The following is a 13762-nucleotide window of genomic DNA, read 5'->3' as shown; positions in this document are numbered from 1 at the left end:
TTGCCCCCAGTCTTTTGGATCGAGAGCGATCAGCTGGCGGGCCCGGAAATTCGCAGGAAACACTTGGGAATCAAGTAGATAAACCAGCCTTTGAAACCCCTGCCGCAAACACCTCACCCCTCAAAGCAAGGTGGTCTTACGGGAACGCCCTTCTATTTGCCTTTCTTCTTGCCCTGCTTGTTGTCCTGGAGCGCCTTCAGCGCCGCGAACGGATGGTCCTCGGGGTCGGGCGCGGTGGTCTCGGCCTCGAACACGGCCCCCGGCTTGCGGGGATAAGGGTCGATCGCCAGGAACAGCGCGTCGGTCGCAATGCGGCCGAGGTCAATGATCCCGTTGACGATGGCTTCCGGCGGATCGACGACCTCCGGGGGATTATCGTCGTCCTGCCCTTCCTCGATCAAATCCTCCAGCCGCCGCGCTTCGGCCTCGGGCGCAAAAGTCAGATCGACCTCCTCATCGATCTCATTCTCGATCGGATCGAGCGTGACCACGCAGGTCTGGCCGACCTTAGCCCGCACACGGCCCGTAACCTGGACCCGGCCGCCGCTCTTCGGCGCGACGACGAAGTCGGCGTGAGCCGACAGGATCTCCCGGACTCCGGCGACACTGGCCATGGCCTGGCGTGCTGCCGCCGAGGCTTCGAGCTCACGGTGAAGTCCCGTATCGGGAATCTGCGCCACGATCACAGGCGAGCGCCAGGGATCGGCTTCGAATCCGGTCGACGATCGGTTCATGATGTTTCATCCTCGCCAAGCGATGCGGGAAACCTGATAGATCCGAGCAGCACTGCGGGATCGCCGGTCTGGCCGAGCTCCGCATTCGCCGCCACCGCGTAAGCGGCGAGCCGTCGCGCCTGGTCCATCCCGCTACCGTTCAAGATATTCTTGCAGATCGCCTGCCCAAGCGCCTCGGCGCCTGTTTCGATCGCCTGGTCATACGCCTGAATGCGGCCGTAAAAAGCCTCCCCGAAAGCCCGCATCCGCTTCGGGACGGTCTGGTCGCCAACGCCCATCTCGCGCAGATTGTCATCCATGTCTTCGCAGAAGCGGTCGAACAGGGCCTGCGACAGTTCTACCCCGCCCTGGGCGACGTTTCGCAGCCGCCGCAGCACCAGCCAGAGGTGCAAGAGCAACAGGTCGAAACGGCCATTAACCGTGTCCGGCACGCCCAAGTCCCGGTAAAATATGGGTTCTCGCGCCTGCGTCACGATCATGCCATAGATGGTCTCAATGGTGCCGGCCGGGGCTAGCCGGGGTTTCCTGAAGTGATTGAACGGCCAAAGCATTGTGGTTTCCGCAAGCGGGCGCGCGCGAGTTGCATTCAGACGCCCTGCCCGGTACTTCAGCGCCTCGCGCGACGCAAGGGGACGGAATCAGTTCCGCTATGACGATAACGAACCAGACCAGCCTGCGCCGGGACAAGCGGCGCGGCCTTCATGCGTGCTGGCGTGGCCTGCGCATGCTCGCGGCCGTGACGCTCGTCGGCGCCGCACTCGCAGGCTGCACCGGTGAACAGTTCCAGAAGGGCTACATCCTGCCGCCGGGCGCACTCGAACAGATTCCGATCGGCGCGAGCCAGGATCAGGTGCTGATCGTGATGGGCACGCCCTCGACGGTCGCGACCCTTGACGGTGAAGTGTTCTACTACATCTCGCAGCGCTCGGAACGCATGGTCGCCTTCATGAACCAGAAGGTCGTCGACCAGCGTGTGATCGCGATCTATTTCGACAAGAACCGGCGCGTACGCCGGCTTGCGAATTACGGCCTCCAGGATGGCAAGATCTTCGACTCCATCAGCCGGACCACTCCGACGTCGGGTCAGGAGATGAGCTACCTCGCGCCGCTGTTCAAGCTGCTCAGCTTCAACTGAGATCGTGAACTGAGGCTATCTGCCTGCGGCGTCGTGACGCTCTCGGAACGACGCTGTCGGTCGCAGGCGACTTGTCGTTGTGCACCCCGTTCCCTACGCTCCCCGCAAACAAGAAGCTGGGAGTGGAATTGTGCCCAAGAACCGTCCGAACGGATTTTTGACCCGTCGCCGTGTGCTTGCGGGAGCCGCGGGCCTCTCCGCCGCCGCCATCCTGCCGCGATCGAGCCTTGCGGACTGGAGGCCGACAGAGAACATCCGCGTCATCGTGCCGGCTGCGGCGGGCGGCTCAACCGACGTGATGGGTCGGCTGCTCGCCGCCCATCTCCAATCCGCCTGGGGGCAGACAGCGGTTGTCGAAAATCGCTCCGGCGGCGGTGGCACGATCGGGACCGCCGAGGTGGTTCGCTCCAAGGCCGACGGCCACACCATCCTGATCGGCAACCCCGGTCCGAACACGATCGCCTACAGCATCTTCAAGAACCTCAGCTACAAGCCCGACCAGCTCCAGCCTGTCAGCAACATGATCCGGATTCCGAATATCGTGTCGGCGCATCCGAAGACCGGCATCAAATCGGTCGCCGAGCTGATTGCGTTTCTCAAGGCCAATCCCGACAAGCTCAGCTACGCTTCATCGGGCGTCGGTCAAAGTCCTCACCTCACCGGCGCCTGGTTTCTTCAGCTCACCGGACTGAAGATGACTCACATCCCGTTCCGCGGCGCTGGCCCCGCGCTCCAGGCCGCCCTCGCCGGCGATATCCAGATCCTGTTTGACAATCTCTATCCGAGCCTGCCGCAGGTTCAGAACGGCACGCTCACCGGCCTCTGCGTCACCACGACCGCGCGCAGCGACCTCGCACCCGATCTGCCGACGATGCGCGAGAGCGCGCCGGAGCTTGCGAATTTCGACGTATCGTCCTGGTTCTCGGTCTTCCTGCCGAAGGGTGTGCCGCCGGCAGCTCTCGAAGCGCTCAACCTCCAGGTCAAGGCGATGCTGGAGCGCGACGACATCAGGAAGAACATCGCTGCCATGGGGGCGCGCGCCGACTACGGCACGCCCGAGCAGTTCGCCGCCTTCGTGGACGCCGAGACGAAGAAGTTCGCCGACATCATCCGGAAGGAAGGATTGCAGATGGACGTGCAGTAGCTCGCTCCACGGTCATTGCGAGCAATCCAGTATCTGTCCGCGGAAAGACCCTGGATTGCTTCGTCGCACCGGCGCAACATTGCTTCGCAGTCTTGTCGCGGGCTCCTCGCAATGACGTGGAGAGAGATTGCGCCCCACCAAACCAAAACCCCGCGGCTTTCGCCGCGGGATTTTGTCTTTTGTCGTTGATGCCGCTCAGTGCGCCAGGATCGCCAGCAGCAGCAAGGCCACGATGTTGGTGATCTTGATCATCGGGTTCACCGCAGGGCCGGCCGTGTCCTTGTAGGGATCGCCGACGGTGTCGCCGGTCACCGCCGACTTGTGGGCATCAGAACCCTTGCCGCCGAAATGACCGTCCTCGATGTACTTCTTGGCGTTGTCCCAGGCGCCGCCGCCCGAGGTCATGGAGATCGCGACGAACAGGCCCGTCACGATCACGCCGAGCAGCATCGCGCCGACGGCCGAGAACGCAGCCGACTTGCCGGCGGCGCCGCCGCCCGCGATCGCGTAGATCAGGAAGTAGACGACGATCGGCGACAGCACCGGGAGCAGCGAGGGGATGATCATTTCCTTGATCGCCGCGCGGGTGAGCAGGTCGACCGCCTTGCCGTAGTCGGGCTTGTCCGTGCCCTGCATGATGCCCGGCTTCTCGCGGAACTGACGGCGCACTTCCTCGACGATTGCGCCGGCCGCACGCCCGACCGCCGTCATGCCCATCGCGCCGAACAGATACGGCAGCAAACCGCCGAACAACAGGCCGACAACCACATACGGGTTGTTGAGCGAGAAATCCGGGTTGACGCCGGCGAAGTAGGGATGGTCGGCCGAGCCCGCAACGAAGAACTTGAGGTCCTGGTTGTAGGCTGCGAACAGCACAAGGGCACCGAGACCGGCGGAGCCGATCGCGTAACCTTTGGTGACCGCCTTTGTCGTGTTGCCGACCGCGTCGAGCGCGTCGGTCGACTTGCGCACTTCCTTGGGTAGCCCCGCCATTTCGGCGATGCCGCCGGCGTTGTCAGTCACCGGACCGAAGGCGTCGAGCGCGACGACCATGCCGGCCAAGGCCAGCATGGTGGCGGTCGCGATGGCGATGCCGAACAGGCCGGCCAGGCTGTAGGTGACCAGGATGCCGGCGATGATGACGATCGCGGGCAACGCCGTCGCTTCCATCGAGACGGCGAGGCCCTGGATCACGTTGGTGCCGTGACCCGTGACCGAAGCCTGGGCGATCGACTTCACCGGACGGTAGTCGGTGCCGGTGTAGTACTCGGTGATCCAGATGATCAGCGCGGTGACGACGAGGCCGATGACGCCGCATTCAAACAGCGACATGCCGGTATAGTCGACGCCGTCGAGCTTGCCGAAGCCGATCAAATAGTAGATCACGCCGGCGATGCCGATCAGCGACAGGATGCCGGTTGCGATCAGGCCCTTGTAGAGCGCGCCCATGATCGACTGGCTGGGCCCGAGCTTCACGAAGAACGTGCCGATGATCGAGGTGATGATGCAGATGCCGCCGATGGCGAGCGGCAGCGTCATCATGTTGGCGAGGATCGGCGTCTTGGCGAAGAAGATGGCAGCGAGAACCATGGTGGCGACCGCGGTCACCGCATAGGTCTCGAACAGGTCGGCGGCCATGCCGGCGCAGTCGCCGACGTTGTCACCGACGTTGTCGGCGATGGTGGCCGGATTGCGCGGATCATCCTCGGGGATGCCGGCCTCGACCTTGCCGACGAGATCGCCGCCGACGTCCGCCCCCTTGGTGAAGATGCCGCCGCCGAGACGGGCGAAGATCGAGATCAGCGAGGCGCCGAAGCCGAGCGCCACCATGGCGTCGATGACGGTGCGGCTGTCAGGTGCGAGCTTCAGCGAGTGCACCAGGAAGCCGAAATAGAGCGTCACGCCCAACAGCGCGAGACCCGCCACCAGAAGGCCGGTAATCGCGCCCGCCTTGAAGGCGAGTTCGAGGCCGCCGGCGAGCGACGTCGTCGCAGCCTGGGCGGTGCGCACATTGGCGCGCACTGAGACGTTCATGCCGATGAAGCCGGCCGCCCCCGACAGGACGGCGCCGATCAGGAAGCCGATCGCGACATAGAGCCCAAGGAAAAAGGCAAGCAGCACGAAGATGACGATGCCGACGATGCCGATCGTGGTGTACTGGCGCCGGAGATAGGCCTGTGCGCCTTCACGCACCGCTCCCGCGATCTCCTGCATGCGCGGTGACCCCGCATCCGCACTCAACACCGAAGACGTCGCCCAAATCGCGTAGACGACGGAAAGCACTCCGCAGAGCACTATCAACCATAATGCTGTCATTTGATTTCTGCCTCAGATCCTTGATGAACGTACCCCCGCCGCCTCTTGTTTTCCGTCATGCGGATGCGGTGCGGCGCCCTTATGCTGAACAGGGCTGCCCCTTGCGCGAAGAGGTAGCCCTAGTCGGTCACAAGCTTGCCAAAATCAAATTGATGGTGCAACGCCGGAAGAGAGTGAAAAAGCCGATCTCGGCAGGTAATTAGACCTAATGCCGAGCGCGCGACCGCTGGCGTGGCGCAGTGCCTAGAAGTGGCTAAAAGACAATCGCTTCAAGGCCAGTTCCTGGCCCTGCCCATCCAGAAAGCGTGGCCGCTCGTAGCCGGCGACGATCGTGCCGATCGCCGTGACGGCAAGGCCGGCCACCCGCCCGGCGGCGATCAGCGCATCGCTCCGTGCCGGCGAGACCGTGCACAACACTTCGTAATCGTCGCCCCCGGCAAGCAGCGTCTCAACACAAATGGCATTGCGGTCGAGCAGGCCGGCCGCGGCGGCCGAGAGGGGCACGCTCGCCAGACCGACGGTGGCCGAAACGCCGGATGCTGCACAGAGTTTGGTCAGGTCGCCGGCAAGCCCGTCGGAGACGTCCATCGCCGCTGTCGCATGGTCACGCACAGCCTGCGCCAACACATTGCGGGGCTGGGGGATCCGATAGCGCGAAACGAGAGCTTCTCTTGCTGCGGGATCGGACGCGAGCGCGGTGGCGGCCGGGCCTCCGGTGAGCACGTCCAGCCCGAGCGCGGCATCGCCGATCGTGCCCGTCACCAGGATGATATCGCCCGGTCGCGCTCCGGTGCGGCCAACCATCCGCCCCCGTCGGCACGCGGCCGAAGGCGGTGATCGAGATCATCTGCGGCCCCGGTGTCGACACCGTGTCGCCGCCGAGCAGCGGGCAGGCGAAAGTTTTCACGTCCTCGCCGAGCGCATCCGCAAACGGCCTCAGCCAGGCGTCCTCCTTGCTACGCAGCGCCAGCGTCAGCACGAAGCCGGCCGGGCTCGCGCCCTTGGCGGCGAGATCGGACAGGTTCACCCGCAGTGCCTTGCGCGCGATGGTGTCGGGGGGATCGGTGGCAAGATAATGCACGCCCTCGACCACGGCATCGGTGGTGACGACAATGTCGTCGCCTGACGAGGACAGCACCGCGGCGTCGTCCACCAGTGCGAACGCACCGGGATCAGTCGCCAACGGCTTGAAATAGCGAGCGATCAGGGAATCTTCGCCGGAGGGATCGTTCGGAGTGGTCATCGGTGTCAACTCCAACCGCCGGCGTCGCCCTACCCCCGCCCGAACTCGTCACCGCGAAACTGGCGGCCGATCTGGTCGAGCACGGCGTTGACCATTCCGGTCTCCTCGCGGTCGACGAAAGCATTCGCGACGTCGACATATTCGGAGATCACGACGCGGCCCGGCACATCCTTGCGGTGCTCCAGTTCGTAGGCCCCTGCCCGCAACACCGCGCGCAGGATGGCTTCGATCCGCTTCAAGGGCCAGCCCTTGGACAGCGCCTCGTCGATCAGCGGATCGAGCTTCTTCTGGTCGCGCACGACGCCGGAGACGACGTCGCGGAAAAATGCGGCTTCCGCAGGCAGGTAAGTGTCGCCCTCGACCTCGTTGCCGAGCCAGTGGCTTTCGAACTCCGCAAAGATGTCGTTGATGCCGGCGCCGGCGATATCCATTTGATAGAGCGCCTGGACGGCTGCGAGCCGCGCCGCACCGCGCCGGTTCGCTTTCTTCTCCGCAAGCCCCGCCGGTTTCCTGATGTCAGCCATGGCTCAGGCCCGCGCCAGGCGGCGCTTGATGCGAAGCATCGCCAGCGCCGCACGCGCGGCATCGCCGCCCTTGTTGAGTTCGCTGGCGCGCGCCCGCGCCCAGGCCTGGTCCTCGTTGTTGACGGTGAGGATGCCGTTGCCGAGCGGCAACTTGCGCGCCACAGCGAGGTCCATCAGCGCACGCGAGGATTCCTGCGAGACGATCTCGAAATGGATGGTGTCGCCGCGGATCACGCAACCGAGCGCAATCACCGCATCATAAGGCTTGCCGTTCGCCGCAGCCGCGTCGACTGCGATCGCCACCGCCGCCGGGATCTCCAACGCGCCGGGAACCGTGATGACGTCATGGGTCAGGCCGGCCGCCTTCAACTCGGTCACCGCGCCACCCAGAAGCGCGTCCTGGAGATCGTCATAGAACCGTGCCTCGACCACCAGCGCACGCGCGCCGGAAATATCGGTCTGGTCCTTCAGGGGTGCGCGCCGCGCGTCTGCCATCGTCTCAATCCGTTTCGTCTAGTCGTCTCTTGGGTCGGCGCGTTATGTAGTCGCCGCAGGCGTGTAAGCCAAGTTTTAAAGCAGGGCCGGCTTTACCGGTCACTTCATTTCCGTCAGCCGCGCCGCATAGCGGGCCATCAGATCGACCTCGATATTGACCTCACTGCCCGCCTTCCAGCCGCCGATCGTCGTGACGTCGAGTGTATGCGGAATGATCAGCACCGAAAAGGTCGCGTCATCAACCGTATTGACGGTCAGCGAGACGCCATCGAGCGTAATCGAGCCCTTGGTGGCGATGAAGCGCGCCAGCTCCCGCGTCGTCGAGAGCTCGAACCGCGCCATGTCGGGCAGGTCCTCGCGGCTGACGATGCTGGCGACGCCGTCGACGTGGCCGGCGACGATGTGACCGCCGAGCTCGTCGCCGATCTTGAGCGCACGCTCGAGATTGAGCCTCGTGCCCACCTTCCAGCGCTTGGCCGTCGTCAGCGCCAGCGTCTCCGCGGCGGCATCGACGTCGAACCAGGTTTTGCCGTCAGCGACGCCGGAGGCGACCACGGTGAGGCAGACGCCGTTGTTGGCGATCGAAGCGCCGTCGGCGATGGTGGTCTGATCGTAGCTGCAGGCAATGCGCAGGCGGTGCAATTGCCCCTGCGCCACCGGCTTGACGCTGACGATCTCGCCGATATCGGTGACAATGCCAGTGAACATTAAGCGCGCTCGTAGATGGTGAGAGTATCGGGGCCGAATGTCTCGCTAGCATGAACCTTGTAGGCCTGCGACTGCGTGATTTTCGACAGGGGCAATGCATCGAGCGCATCGACCCCACCAGCCCCCACCTCTTCCGCCCCGCGGAACAGCCAGATCTCGTCGACGAGGTCGGCAGACACGAAGGATGCCGCAACGCGGCTGCCGCCCTCGACCATCAGCCGCGTGACGCCCTTCTCGGAGAGCGCGTGCAGCACGGCCGGAAGGTCGAGGCCGGCTGCACCGTTCGGCGGCATGCGCATGATTTGCGCACCGGCGGCGCCGAGGCGGGTTGCTGCGGCTGCTTCCGCAAGCTCTGAACCCACGACCCAAAGCGGCGCCTCGCGCGCGGAGCGCACGAGTTGGCTGGAAGCCGGAATCCGCAAATTCCGGTCGAGGACAACACGCAACGGAGAACGCGCTTCCATGCCGGGCAGGCGGCAATTGAGCTGCGGATCATCGGCCAGCACCGTGCCGATGCCGACCAGGATCGCGTCGCTCGAGGCGCGCAGGAGATGCACCCGGTCGCGGACGGCATCGCCGGTGATCGCGAGCCGCTTGCCGCCTTCAGCGCCGATCTTGCCGTCGGGCGAGACGGCAAGCTTCAGGATCACGTGCGGACGCTTGTCACGGATGCGGCGGAAATGGCCGGCGTGGTCGAACGCGGCCTCCGCCGCGCACAGGCCCACATCCACAGTCATGCCTGCGGCGCGCAGGCGCGCGTGCCCCTGCCCCGCGACCTCAGGATTTGGATCCTCGATCGCCGCGACGACGCGCTTGATGCCGGCGGCGATCACCGCATCGGCGCAGGGCGGCGACTTGCCGAAATGCGAGCATGGCTCGAGGGTGACGTAAAGCGTCGCACCGCGCGCGGCCTCGCCTGCCCGCCGTAGCGCTTCAACCTCGGCATGCGGCCGTCCAGCGGGCTGCGTCCAGCCGCGGCCGACGATCACTCCGTCCCTGACGATGACGGCGCCGACGGCCGGATTGGGCCAGGTGCGCCCCTGCCCGCGCCGACCGAGCGCCAGCGCCAGCTGCATGTAACGGCGGTCGGCGTCCTTGGACTCGCGGATCTTCCGGGCGAACTGATCTTCCAGGATGCGGAAGATCATTTGCGCATCGCGGCGAGCCGCGCTTCCTCCTCACCGGAGAGCTCGCCGAGCACCTCGGCGAAATCCTTGGCCTCGCGGAAATTGCGGTAGACCGAGGCGAAGCGCACATAGGCGACGTCGTCGAGCGTGCGCAGATGCTCCATCACGGTCTCGCCGATCACCTCGGAGGAAATCTCGGCCTCACCGCCGGTCTCGAGCTCGCGCACGATGGTGGAGACCATCTTCTCCACCCTTTCAGGCTCGACCGGCCGCTTGCGCAACGAGATCGAGACCGAGCGCATCAGCTTGTCGCGGTCGAACGGTACGCGGCGGCCGTTGCGCTTGATCACCGTGAGCTCGCGCAGCTGCACGCGCTCGAAGGTGGTGAAGCGGAAATTGCAGGCGACGCAGACGCGCCGCCTGCGGATGACGGAAGAATCCTCGGTCGGACGCGAGTCCTTTACCTGCGTGTCGAGACTGTTGCAGTTCGGGCAGCGCATCCGTTTGCCTTGATCCTTTGACTTCAGCCTTTATCTTGGCCTCTTACTGATAGATCGGGAAGCGGTCGGTGAGCGCCTTGACCCGTTCCTTGATCGCAGCTTCCACCAGCGGCGCCTTGCCGTCGTCGGATTGCGCGATCGCGTTGAGGACCTCGGCGATCATGCCGCCGACCTGCTGGAATTCAGCGACGCCGAAGCCGCGGGTCGTCGCCGCCGGGGTGCCCAGACGGATACCGGAGGTCACGAACGGCGACTCCGGGTCGAACGGAATGCCGTTCTTGTTGCAGGTGATGGCGGCGCGAACCAGCGCCTTCTCCGAGGCGTTGCCCTTCAGGCCCTTCGGCCTGAGGTCGACCAGCATCAGATGGTTATCGGTGCCGCCGGAGACAATATCGAAGCCATGGCTCTTCATCCCCTCGGCGAGCGCCTTGGCGTTCTCGACGACGTTCTTCGCATAGACCTTGAAGTCCGGACGCAGCGCCTCACCGAAGGCCACGGCCTTTGCCGCGATCACATGCATCAGCGGGCCGCCCTGCAGGCCCGGGAAGATCGCCGAATTGAATTTCTTGGTCAGCGCCTCGTCGTTCCACAGCATGAGGCCGCCGCGCGGACCGCGCAGCGATTTGTGCGTCGTGGTGGTGGTGACGTGGGCATGCGGCACAGGCGAGGCATGCACGCCGCCGGCGACGAGGCCCGCGAAGTGCGCCATGTCGACCAGCAGATAGGCGCCGACCGAGTCCGCGATCTCACGGAAGCGCTTGAAATCCCAGGCGCGCGAATAAGCCGAGCCGCCGGCCACGATCAGCTTCGGCTTGACCTCTTCGGCCTGCTTGGCGACTGCGTCCATGTCGATGATCTGGTCCTCGCGGCGCACGGTGTAGTGCGCGGCCTTGAACCACTTGCCGCTCATGTTGACGGGTGAGCCGTGAGTGAGATGGCCGCCGGCCGCGAGGTCGAGGCCCATGAAGGTGTCGCCCGGCTGGAGCAGCGCCAGGAACACCGCCTGGTTCATCTGGCTGCCGGAGTTCGGCTGCACGTTGGCGAACTTGGCGCCGAACAGCTTCTTGGCGCGATCGATCGCGAGGTTCTCGGCGACGTCGACCCACTCACAACCGCCGTAGTAGCGCGCGCCCGGATAACCTTCCGCATATTTGTTGGTCATCACCGAACCCTGCGCCTCCAGCACGGCTCGGCTGACGATGTTCTCGGAGGCGATCAGCTCGACTTCATGGCGCTGCCGGCCGAGTTCGCCCTTGATGGCAGCGGCGATTTCCGGGTCGGCCTGATCGAGCGAGGCGGTGAAAAACGAATCGGGCGCGGAGGCGGTCTTGGCTGAGGTCATCTTGCGAATATCTCCACCGCCGCAGCCTTTTGGCAGGCTACGGGGGTCTTGGTGTGGCGATCGGAAGCGGCGAGCGCGATCTACCACATCGCCCGCAACAGGCCAAGTAGTTGCGGGTCGGGCGTGACATTTATGCAAGATATGGTGGGGATTTATGGATTGGGGCGATCGGACGCCGCAGAACCACCGGCTCGCCGGTCACCCGGAAAGGTCCGATTTGGACCTCAACAATCCAGTGGTCGCGGTGCGCCGTCTACAGCCCGGTATACCCCGCCTTCACCGGGTCCACGCTGCCGTCGAGTTGGCGCAGATAGGTCAGGCCGCAGACCGTCAACCTGTGGGTGTCCTTCTCGCCAGCTTCCATCAGGGTGGTGAGGTAGTTCGTCACCTTTTCCCGCGCCTCGTCGCTCGCCGCCGCCGTGCGATTGGCGAGCAGGTCATAGGTCTTCATGATGCGGTCGATGGCAGCTTCCATGGCACCCTCTGGTTCATCGATGTTTTGGGAATCTTGATCAGGCAACCGCTCTTGCCTCGGCCTGCGCCTCAAACCTCACGATCGCCTTGTTGGCGAGCCTGATCTTGTTGGATTCGCCGTGCTGGAGCAGCGTGACGATGATCTCGAGCAGGCGTTCGTTGGTGGCGAGCGTGTCGGCGATCGCACCGGAGCGGCGGAGGTAATTCGCGGCGATCGCGTAGGCATCGCTCACGAGTTCGACGTTCATTGCCTGCAACCCGCGCTCGACGAGCATCGCGTCCTCCGATCCGCAGGGACAACCGCGACGCGTAGAACCGGTTCCGCTGATCAGGCACTTTTTTCGCGAGTGCGAAAAGCACAACGCGCACCGGTCCGGAACAAGCCGGGCCGGAACGCTGGGGAAGCCAGGCACGTTGGGGAGGCCCTGCCGGTCTTGTCGAGGGCCGGCTTGGCCTTGATCCCGTTTTGAAACTCAGAGCCGATACAGGATCTGGTCGGTCCAGAACCGCTCGAGGCGGTGCAGCGACTTGTTGAGGGTCGAGAACTCCTCGCCGGAGATGCCGCCGACCTGTTCCACGGTCTTGACGTGCTTCTGGTACAGGCTGTCGACGATGCGGCGGACTTCCTGGCCCTGCGGCGTCAGGCGGATGCGCACCGAGCGGCGGTCAACGCGCGAGCGCTGATGATCGAGGAAACCGAGCTCGACGAGCTTCTTCAGATTGTAGGAGACGTTGGAGCCGAGATAGTAGCCGCGCGTGCGCAGCTCGCCCGCGGTCAGCTCCTTGTCGCCGATGTTATAGAGCAGGAGCGCCTGCACGGAATTGATGTCGGCGCGGCCGCGACGATCGAACTCGTCCTTGATCACATCGAGGAGCCGGCGATGCAGCCGCTCCACCAGAGTCAATGCTTCCAGATAGAGCGACTGCACCGAACCCTGCGGGCCCGAAACGCGCTCTGCGGTATCTGCCGCAGTTGCGACGGCTTTCATCATGACACTTCCCCTGTTGTCGTTTTTATCGACACTCATTCGACGAAACTTGTGTCCCGTCTGATAGGTGCAACTTAAGGGGGGCGTTTGAAGATCGGCTTAAATAAGAGAATAAAGAGATCATGAATTTAAGACAGTGAATTGCGGATTAAGCCTGTCCCACAAGCACTTTTCGCAACCGTCTGTTGACCGTGGCAAGGTCCTGTTCACCGTCCGTCCGCACCATCTGTCACATTCCAGAACAGCCCCGCCACGTTTCGAAACGCACGCGTAACGGCTGTGGCGGATAGCGCTAGGTCAACGAAAACTTACCTCGAATTTTACGAAACCAGCGGTCAACCAAGCGCAGCACTCTCATCTCCCGGACCAGCGCCGCGAAGCGGCGCGCAGGGCCGGGAGCCAGAACGCCGCAAACGAGCAGCGCATCACCATGGTGCGTCGGAGACACGCTTAAACACACTGTTGGTGCTGCGCCTGTCCGGGGCACAGAATGTGCGTGTTGGAAACGTCTGCGCTACGGCGGCCGTTCGCGCGCTGCCATCCAGGCGAGTGCGAGATAAGCGGCGAGCATGAAGGCTTCGACGCCGACCACGACCAGGCTGCCTCCATAGATCCCCGGGAACATCAGCTCGATCACTGCCATCGAGACCACGGTCGTGAGCCACACCACGGCTCCCCAGGGCGTGGCGAGCCACAGGCCGACGGCGGCGACGAGCTCGATGACGGCGAAATAGATGGTCGAGGCCTGCCAGGCCATCGACTGGTTTTCGAAGGCCTCCTCCTCGCCGCCGACAAACCCGGTCACCTGTGCCCAGTGATACAGGCCCTTGAGGATCGACAGCAGCGCCATGACCCGCAGGAATAGCACCAGGCGGCGGGTCCAGACATTGTCGTCGGAGTCGGGCCGCTCCGAAGAGATCGCCGCCACAGACAATGCACTGTCGCGGGCGCCGTCCCTGACGGCATCCCTGGCATTGTCGCGGGCCGCATCACGGGTGGAAATCTCGGGCATCGCCCCTTCTGGCTGTTTC

15 protein-coding genes and 1 pseudogene are annotated in these 13762 nt (G+C 64.3%); 2 read left to right on the top strand and 14 right to left on the bottom strand.

Annotated features, from left to right (window positions below; all coding sequences use genetic code 11):
• Positions 1-152: 152 nt before the first annotated feature.
• On the bottom strand, positions 153-734 hold the full coding sequence (locus ACVWZ4_RS27710; RefSeq protein WP_456741588.1) for a YceD family protein: 582 nt from the start codon (positions 732-734) through the stop codon (positions 153-155).
• The gene (locus ACVWZ4_RS27705; protein ID WP_456741587.1) at positions 731-1285 is read right to left on the bottom strand and encodes a ubiquinol-cytochrome C chaperone family protein; all 555 of its coding nucleotides are present in this window, start codon (positions 1283-1285) and stop codon (positions 731-733) included. Before ACVWZ4_RS27705 ends, ACVWZ4_RS27710 begins: the two co-directional genes overlap by 4 nt.
• A gap of 98 nt (positions 1286-1383) precedes the next feature.
• Between ACVWZ4_RS27705 and ACVWZ4_RS27700 the strand changes: the two genes are divergently transcribed.
• Together ACVWZ4_RS27700 and ACVWZ4_RS27695 are read left to right on the top strand one after the other, a co-directional pair.
• Positions 1384-1869 carry an outer membrane protein assembly factor BamE gene (locus ACVWZ4_RS27700; RefSeq protein WP_456703889.1) on the top strand — a complete coding sequence of 162 codons (486 nt, stop codon included), beginning with the start codon at positions 1384-1386 and terminating at the stop codon, positions 1867-1869.
• 130 nt (positions 1870-1999) lie between these two features.
• The gene (locus ACVWZ4_RS27695; RefSeq protein ID WP_456741586.1) at positions 2000-3013 is read left to right on the top strand and encodes a Bug family tripartite tricarboxylate transporter substrate binding protein; all 1014 of its coding nucleotides are present in this window, start codon (positions 2000-2002) and stop codon (positions 3011-3013) included.
• Positions 3014-3208: 195 nt separating this feature from the next.
• Here ACVWZ4_RS27695 and ACVWZ4_RS27690 read toward each other — a convergent pair whose 3' ends face one another.
• The 12 genes and pseudogenes from ACVWZ4_RS27690 to ACVWZ4_RS27635 all read right to left on the bottom strand — a co-directional run bounded on the left by ACVWZ4_RS27690 (position 3209) and on the right by ACVWZ4_RS27635 (position 13743).
• Complete coding sequence (locus tag ACVWZ4_RS27690; protein WP_456703891.1) at positions 3209-5329, bottom strand: sodium-translocating pyrophosphatase; 2121 nt, start codon at positions 5327-5329, stop codon at positions 3209-3211.
• Positions 5330-5572: 243 nt separating this feature from the next.
• Positions 5573-6572 (bottom strand): annotated as a pseudogene (gene thiL, locus ACVWZ4_RS27685) (thiamine-phosphate kinase).
• A 29-nt stretch (positions 6573-6601) separates the two neighbouring features.
• On the bottom strand, positions 6602-7096 hold the full coding sequence (gene nusB, locus ACVWZ4_RS27680) for a transcription antitermination factor NusB (RefSeq protein WP_092228693.1): 495 nt from the start codon (positions 7094-7096) through the stop codon (positions 6602-6604).
• Positions 7097-7099: 3 nt separating this feature from the next.
• Entirely contained in the window at positions 7100-7591 is a 492-nt protein-coding gene (gene ribH / locus ACVWZ4_RS27675; protein ID WP_456741584.1) for a 6,7-dimethyl-8-ribityllumazine synthase, read from the bottom strand.
• Between the two features lie 99 nt (positions 7592-7690).
• Complete coding sequence (locus ACVWZ4_RS27670; RefSeq protein WP_456703893.1) at positions 7691-8299, bottom strand: riboflavin synthase; 609 nt, start codon at positions 8297-8299, stop codon at positions 7691-7693.
• Entirely contained in the window at positions 8299-9447 is a 1149-nt protein-coding gene (gene ribD / locus ACVWZ4_RS27665; RefSeq protein ID WP_456741583.1) for a bifunctional diaminohydroxyphosphoribosylaminopyrimidine deaminase/5-amino-6-(5-phosphoribosylamino)uracil reductase RibD, read from the bottom strand. The genes ACVWZ4_RS27670 and ribD overlap by 1 nt, the downstream gene beginning before the upstream one ends.
• Positions 9444-9926, bottom strand: a complete 483-nt coding sequence (gene nrdR, locus ACVWZ4_RS27660; RefSeq protein WP_456735341.1) for a transcriptional regulator NrdR — start codon at positions 9924-9926, stop codon at positions 9444-9446. Before nrdR ends, ribD begins: the two co-directional genes overlap by 4 nt.
• Before the next feature lie 43 nt (positions 9927-9969).
• Positions 9970-11268, bottom strand: coding sequence for a serine hydroxymethyltransferase (glyA, locus tag ACVWZ4_RS27655; protein ID WP_456741582.1), 1299 nt, complete (start codon positions 11266-11268; stop codon positions 9970-9972).
• A 253-nt stretch (positions 11269-11521) separates the two neighbouring features.
• Complete coding sequence (locus ACVWZ4_RS27650; RefSeq protein ID WP_456703897.1) at positions 11522-11743, bottom strand: hypothetical protein; 222 nt, start codon at positions 11741-11743, stop codon at positions 11522-11524.
• Positions 11744-11780: 37 nt separating this feature from the next.
• Positions 11781-12017, bottom strand: coding sequence for a hypothetical protein (locus ACVWZ4_RS27645; protein WP_456703898.1), 237 nt, complete (start codon positions 12015-12017; stop codon positions 11781-11783).
• 198 nt (positions 12018-12215) lie between these two features.
• The gene (gene ldtR, locus ACVWZ4_RS27640) at positions 12216-12734 is read right to left on the bottom strand and encodes a transcriptional regulator LdtR (protein ID WP_027529973.1); all 519 of its coding nucleotides are present in this window, start codon (positions 12732-12734) and stop codon (positions 12216-12218) included.
• A gap of 511 nt (positions 12735-13245) precedes the next feature.
• Positions 13246-13743, bottom strand: coding sequence for a DUF6163 family protein (locus tag ACVWZ4_RS27635; protein WP_456703899.1), 498 nt, complete (start codon positions 13741-13743; stop codon positions 13246-13248).
• Positions 13744-13762 lie beyond the last annotated feature (19 nt).

Source organism: Bradyrhizobium sp. USDA 4472, from assembly GCF_054058595.1.
This window is presented reverse-complemented; position numbering and strand designations above follow the sequence as displayed.

Coding starts and splice junctions, on each gene's coding strand:
- nrdR (WP_456735341.1), bottom strand. CDS start 9,926: ATGCGCTGCCCGAACTGCAACAGTCTCGACACGCAGGTAAAGGACTCG.
- ACVWZ4_RS27635 (WP_456703899.1), bottom strand. CDS start 13,743: ATGCCCGAGATTTCCACCCGTGATGCGGCCCGCGACAATGCCAGGGAT.
- ribD (WP_456741583.1), bottom strand. CDS start 9,447: ATGATCTTCCGCATCCTGGAAGATCAGTTCGCCCGGAAGATCCGCGAG.
- ACVWZ4_RS27710 (WP_456741588.1), bottom strand. CDS start 734: ATGAACCGATCGTCGACCGGATTCGAAGCCGATCCCTGGCGCTCGCCT.
- glyA (WP_456741582.1), bottom strand. CDS start 11,268: ATGACCTCAGCCAAGACCGCCTCCGCGCCCGATTCGTTTTTCACCGCC.
- ACVWZ4_RS27645 (WP_456703898.1), bottom strand. CDS start 12,017: ATGCTCGTCGAGCGCGGGTTGCAGGCAATGAACGTCGAACTCGTGAGC.
- ACVWZ4_RS27690 (WP_456703891.1), bottom strand. CDS start 5,329: ATGACAGCATTATGGTTGATAGTGCTCTGCGGAGTGCTTTCCGTCGTC.
- ACVWZ4_RS27650 (WP_456703897.1), bottom strand. CDS start 11,743: ATGGAAGCTGCCATCGACCGCATCATGAAGACCTATGACCTGCTCGCC.
- ribH (WP_456741584.1), bottom strand. CDS start 7,591: ATGGCAGACGCGCGGCGCGCACCCCTGAAGGACCAGACCGATATTTCC.
- ACVWZ4_RS27670 (WP_456703893.1), bottom strand. CDS start 8,299: ATGTTCACTGGCATTGTCACCGATATCGGCGAGATCGTCAGCGTCAAG.
- ACVWZ4_RS27700 (WP_456703889.1), top strand. CDS start 1,384: ATGACGATAACGAACCAGACCAGCCTGCGCCGGGACAAGCGGCGCGGC.
- ldtR (WP_027529973.1), bottom strand. CDS start 12,734: ATGATGAAAGCCGTCGCAACTGCGGCAGATACCGCAGAGCGCGTTTCG.
- nusB (WP_092228693.1), bottom strand. CDS start 7,096: ATGGCTGACATCAGGAAACCGGCGGGGCTTGCGGAGAAGAAAGCGAAC.
- ACVWZ4_RS27705 (WP_456741587.1), bottom strand. CDS start 1,285: ATGCTTTGGCCGTTCAATCACTTCAGGAAACCCCGGCTAGCCCCGGCC.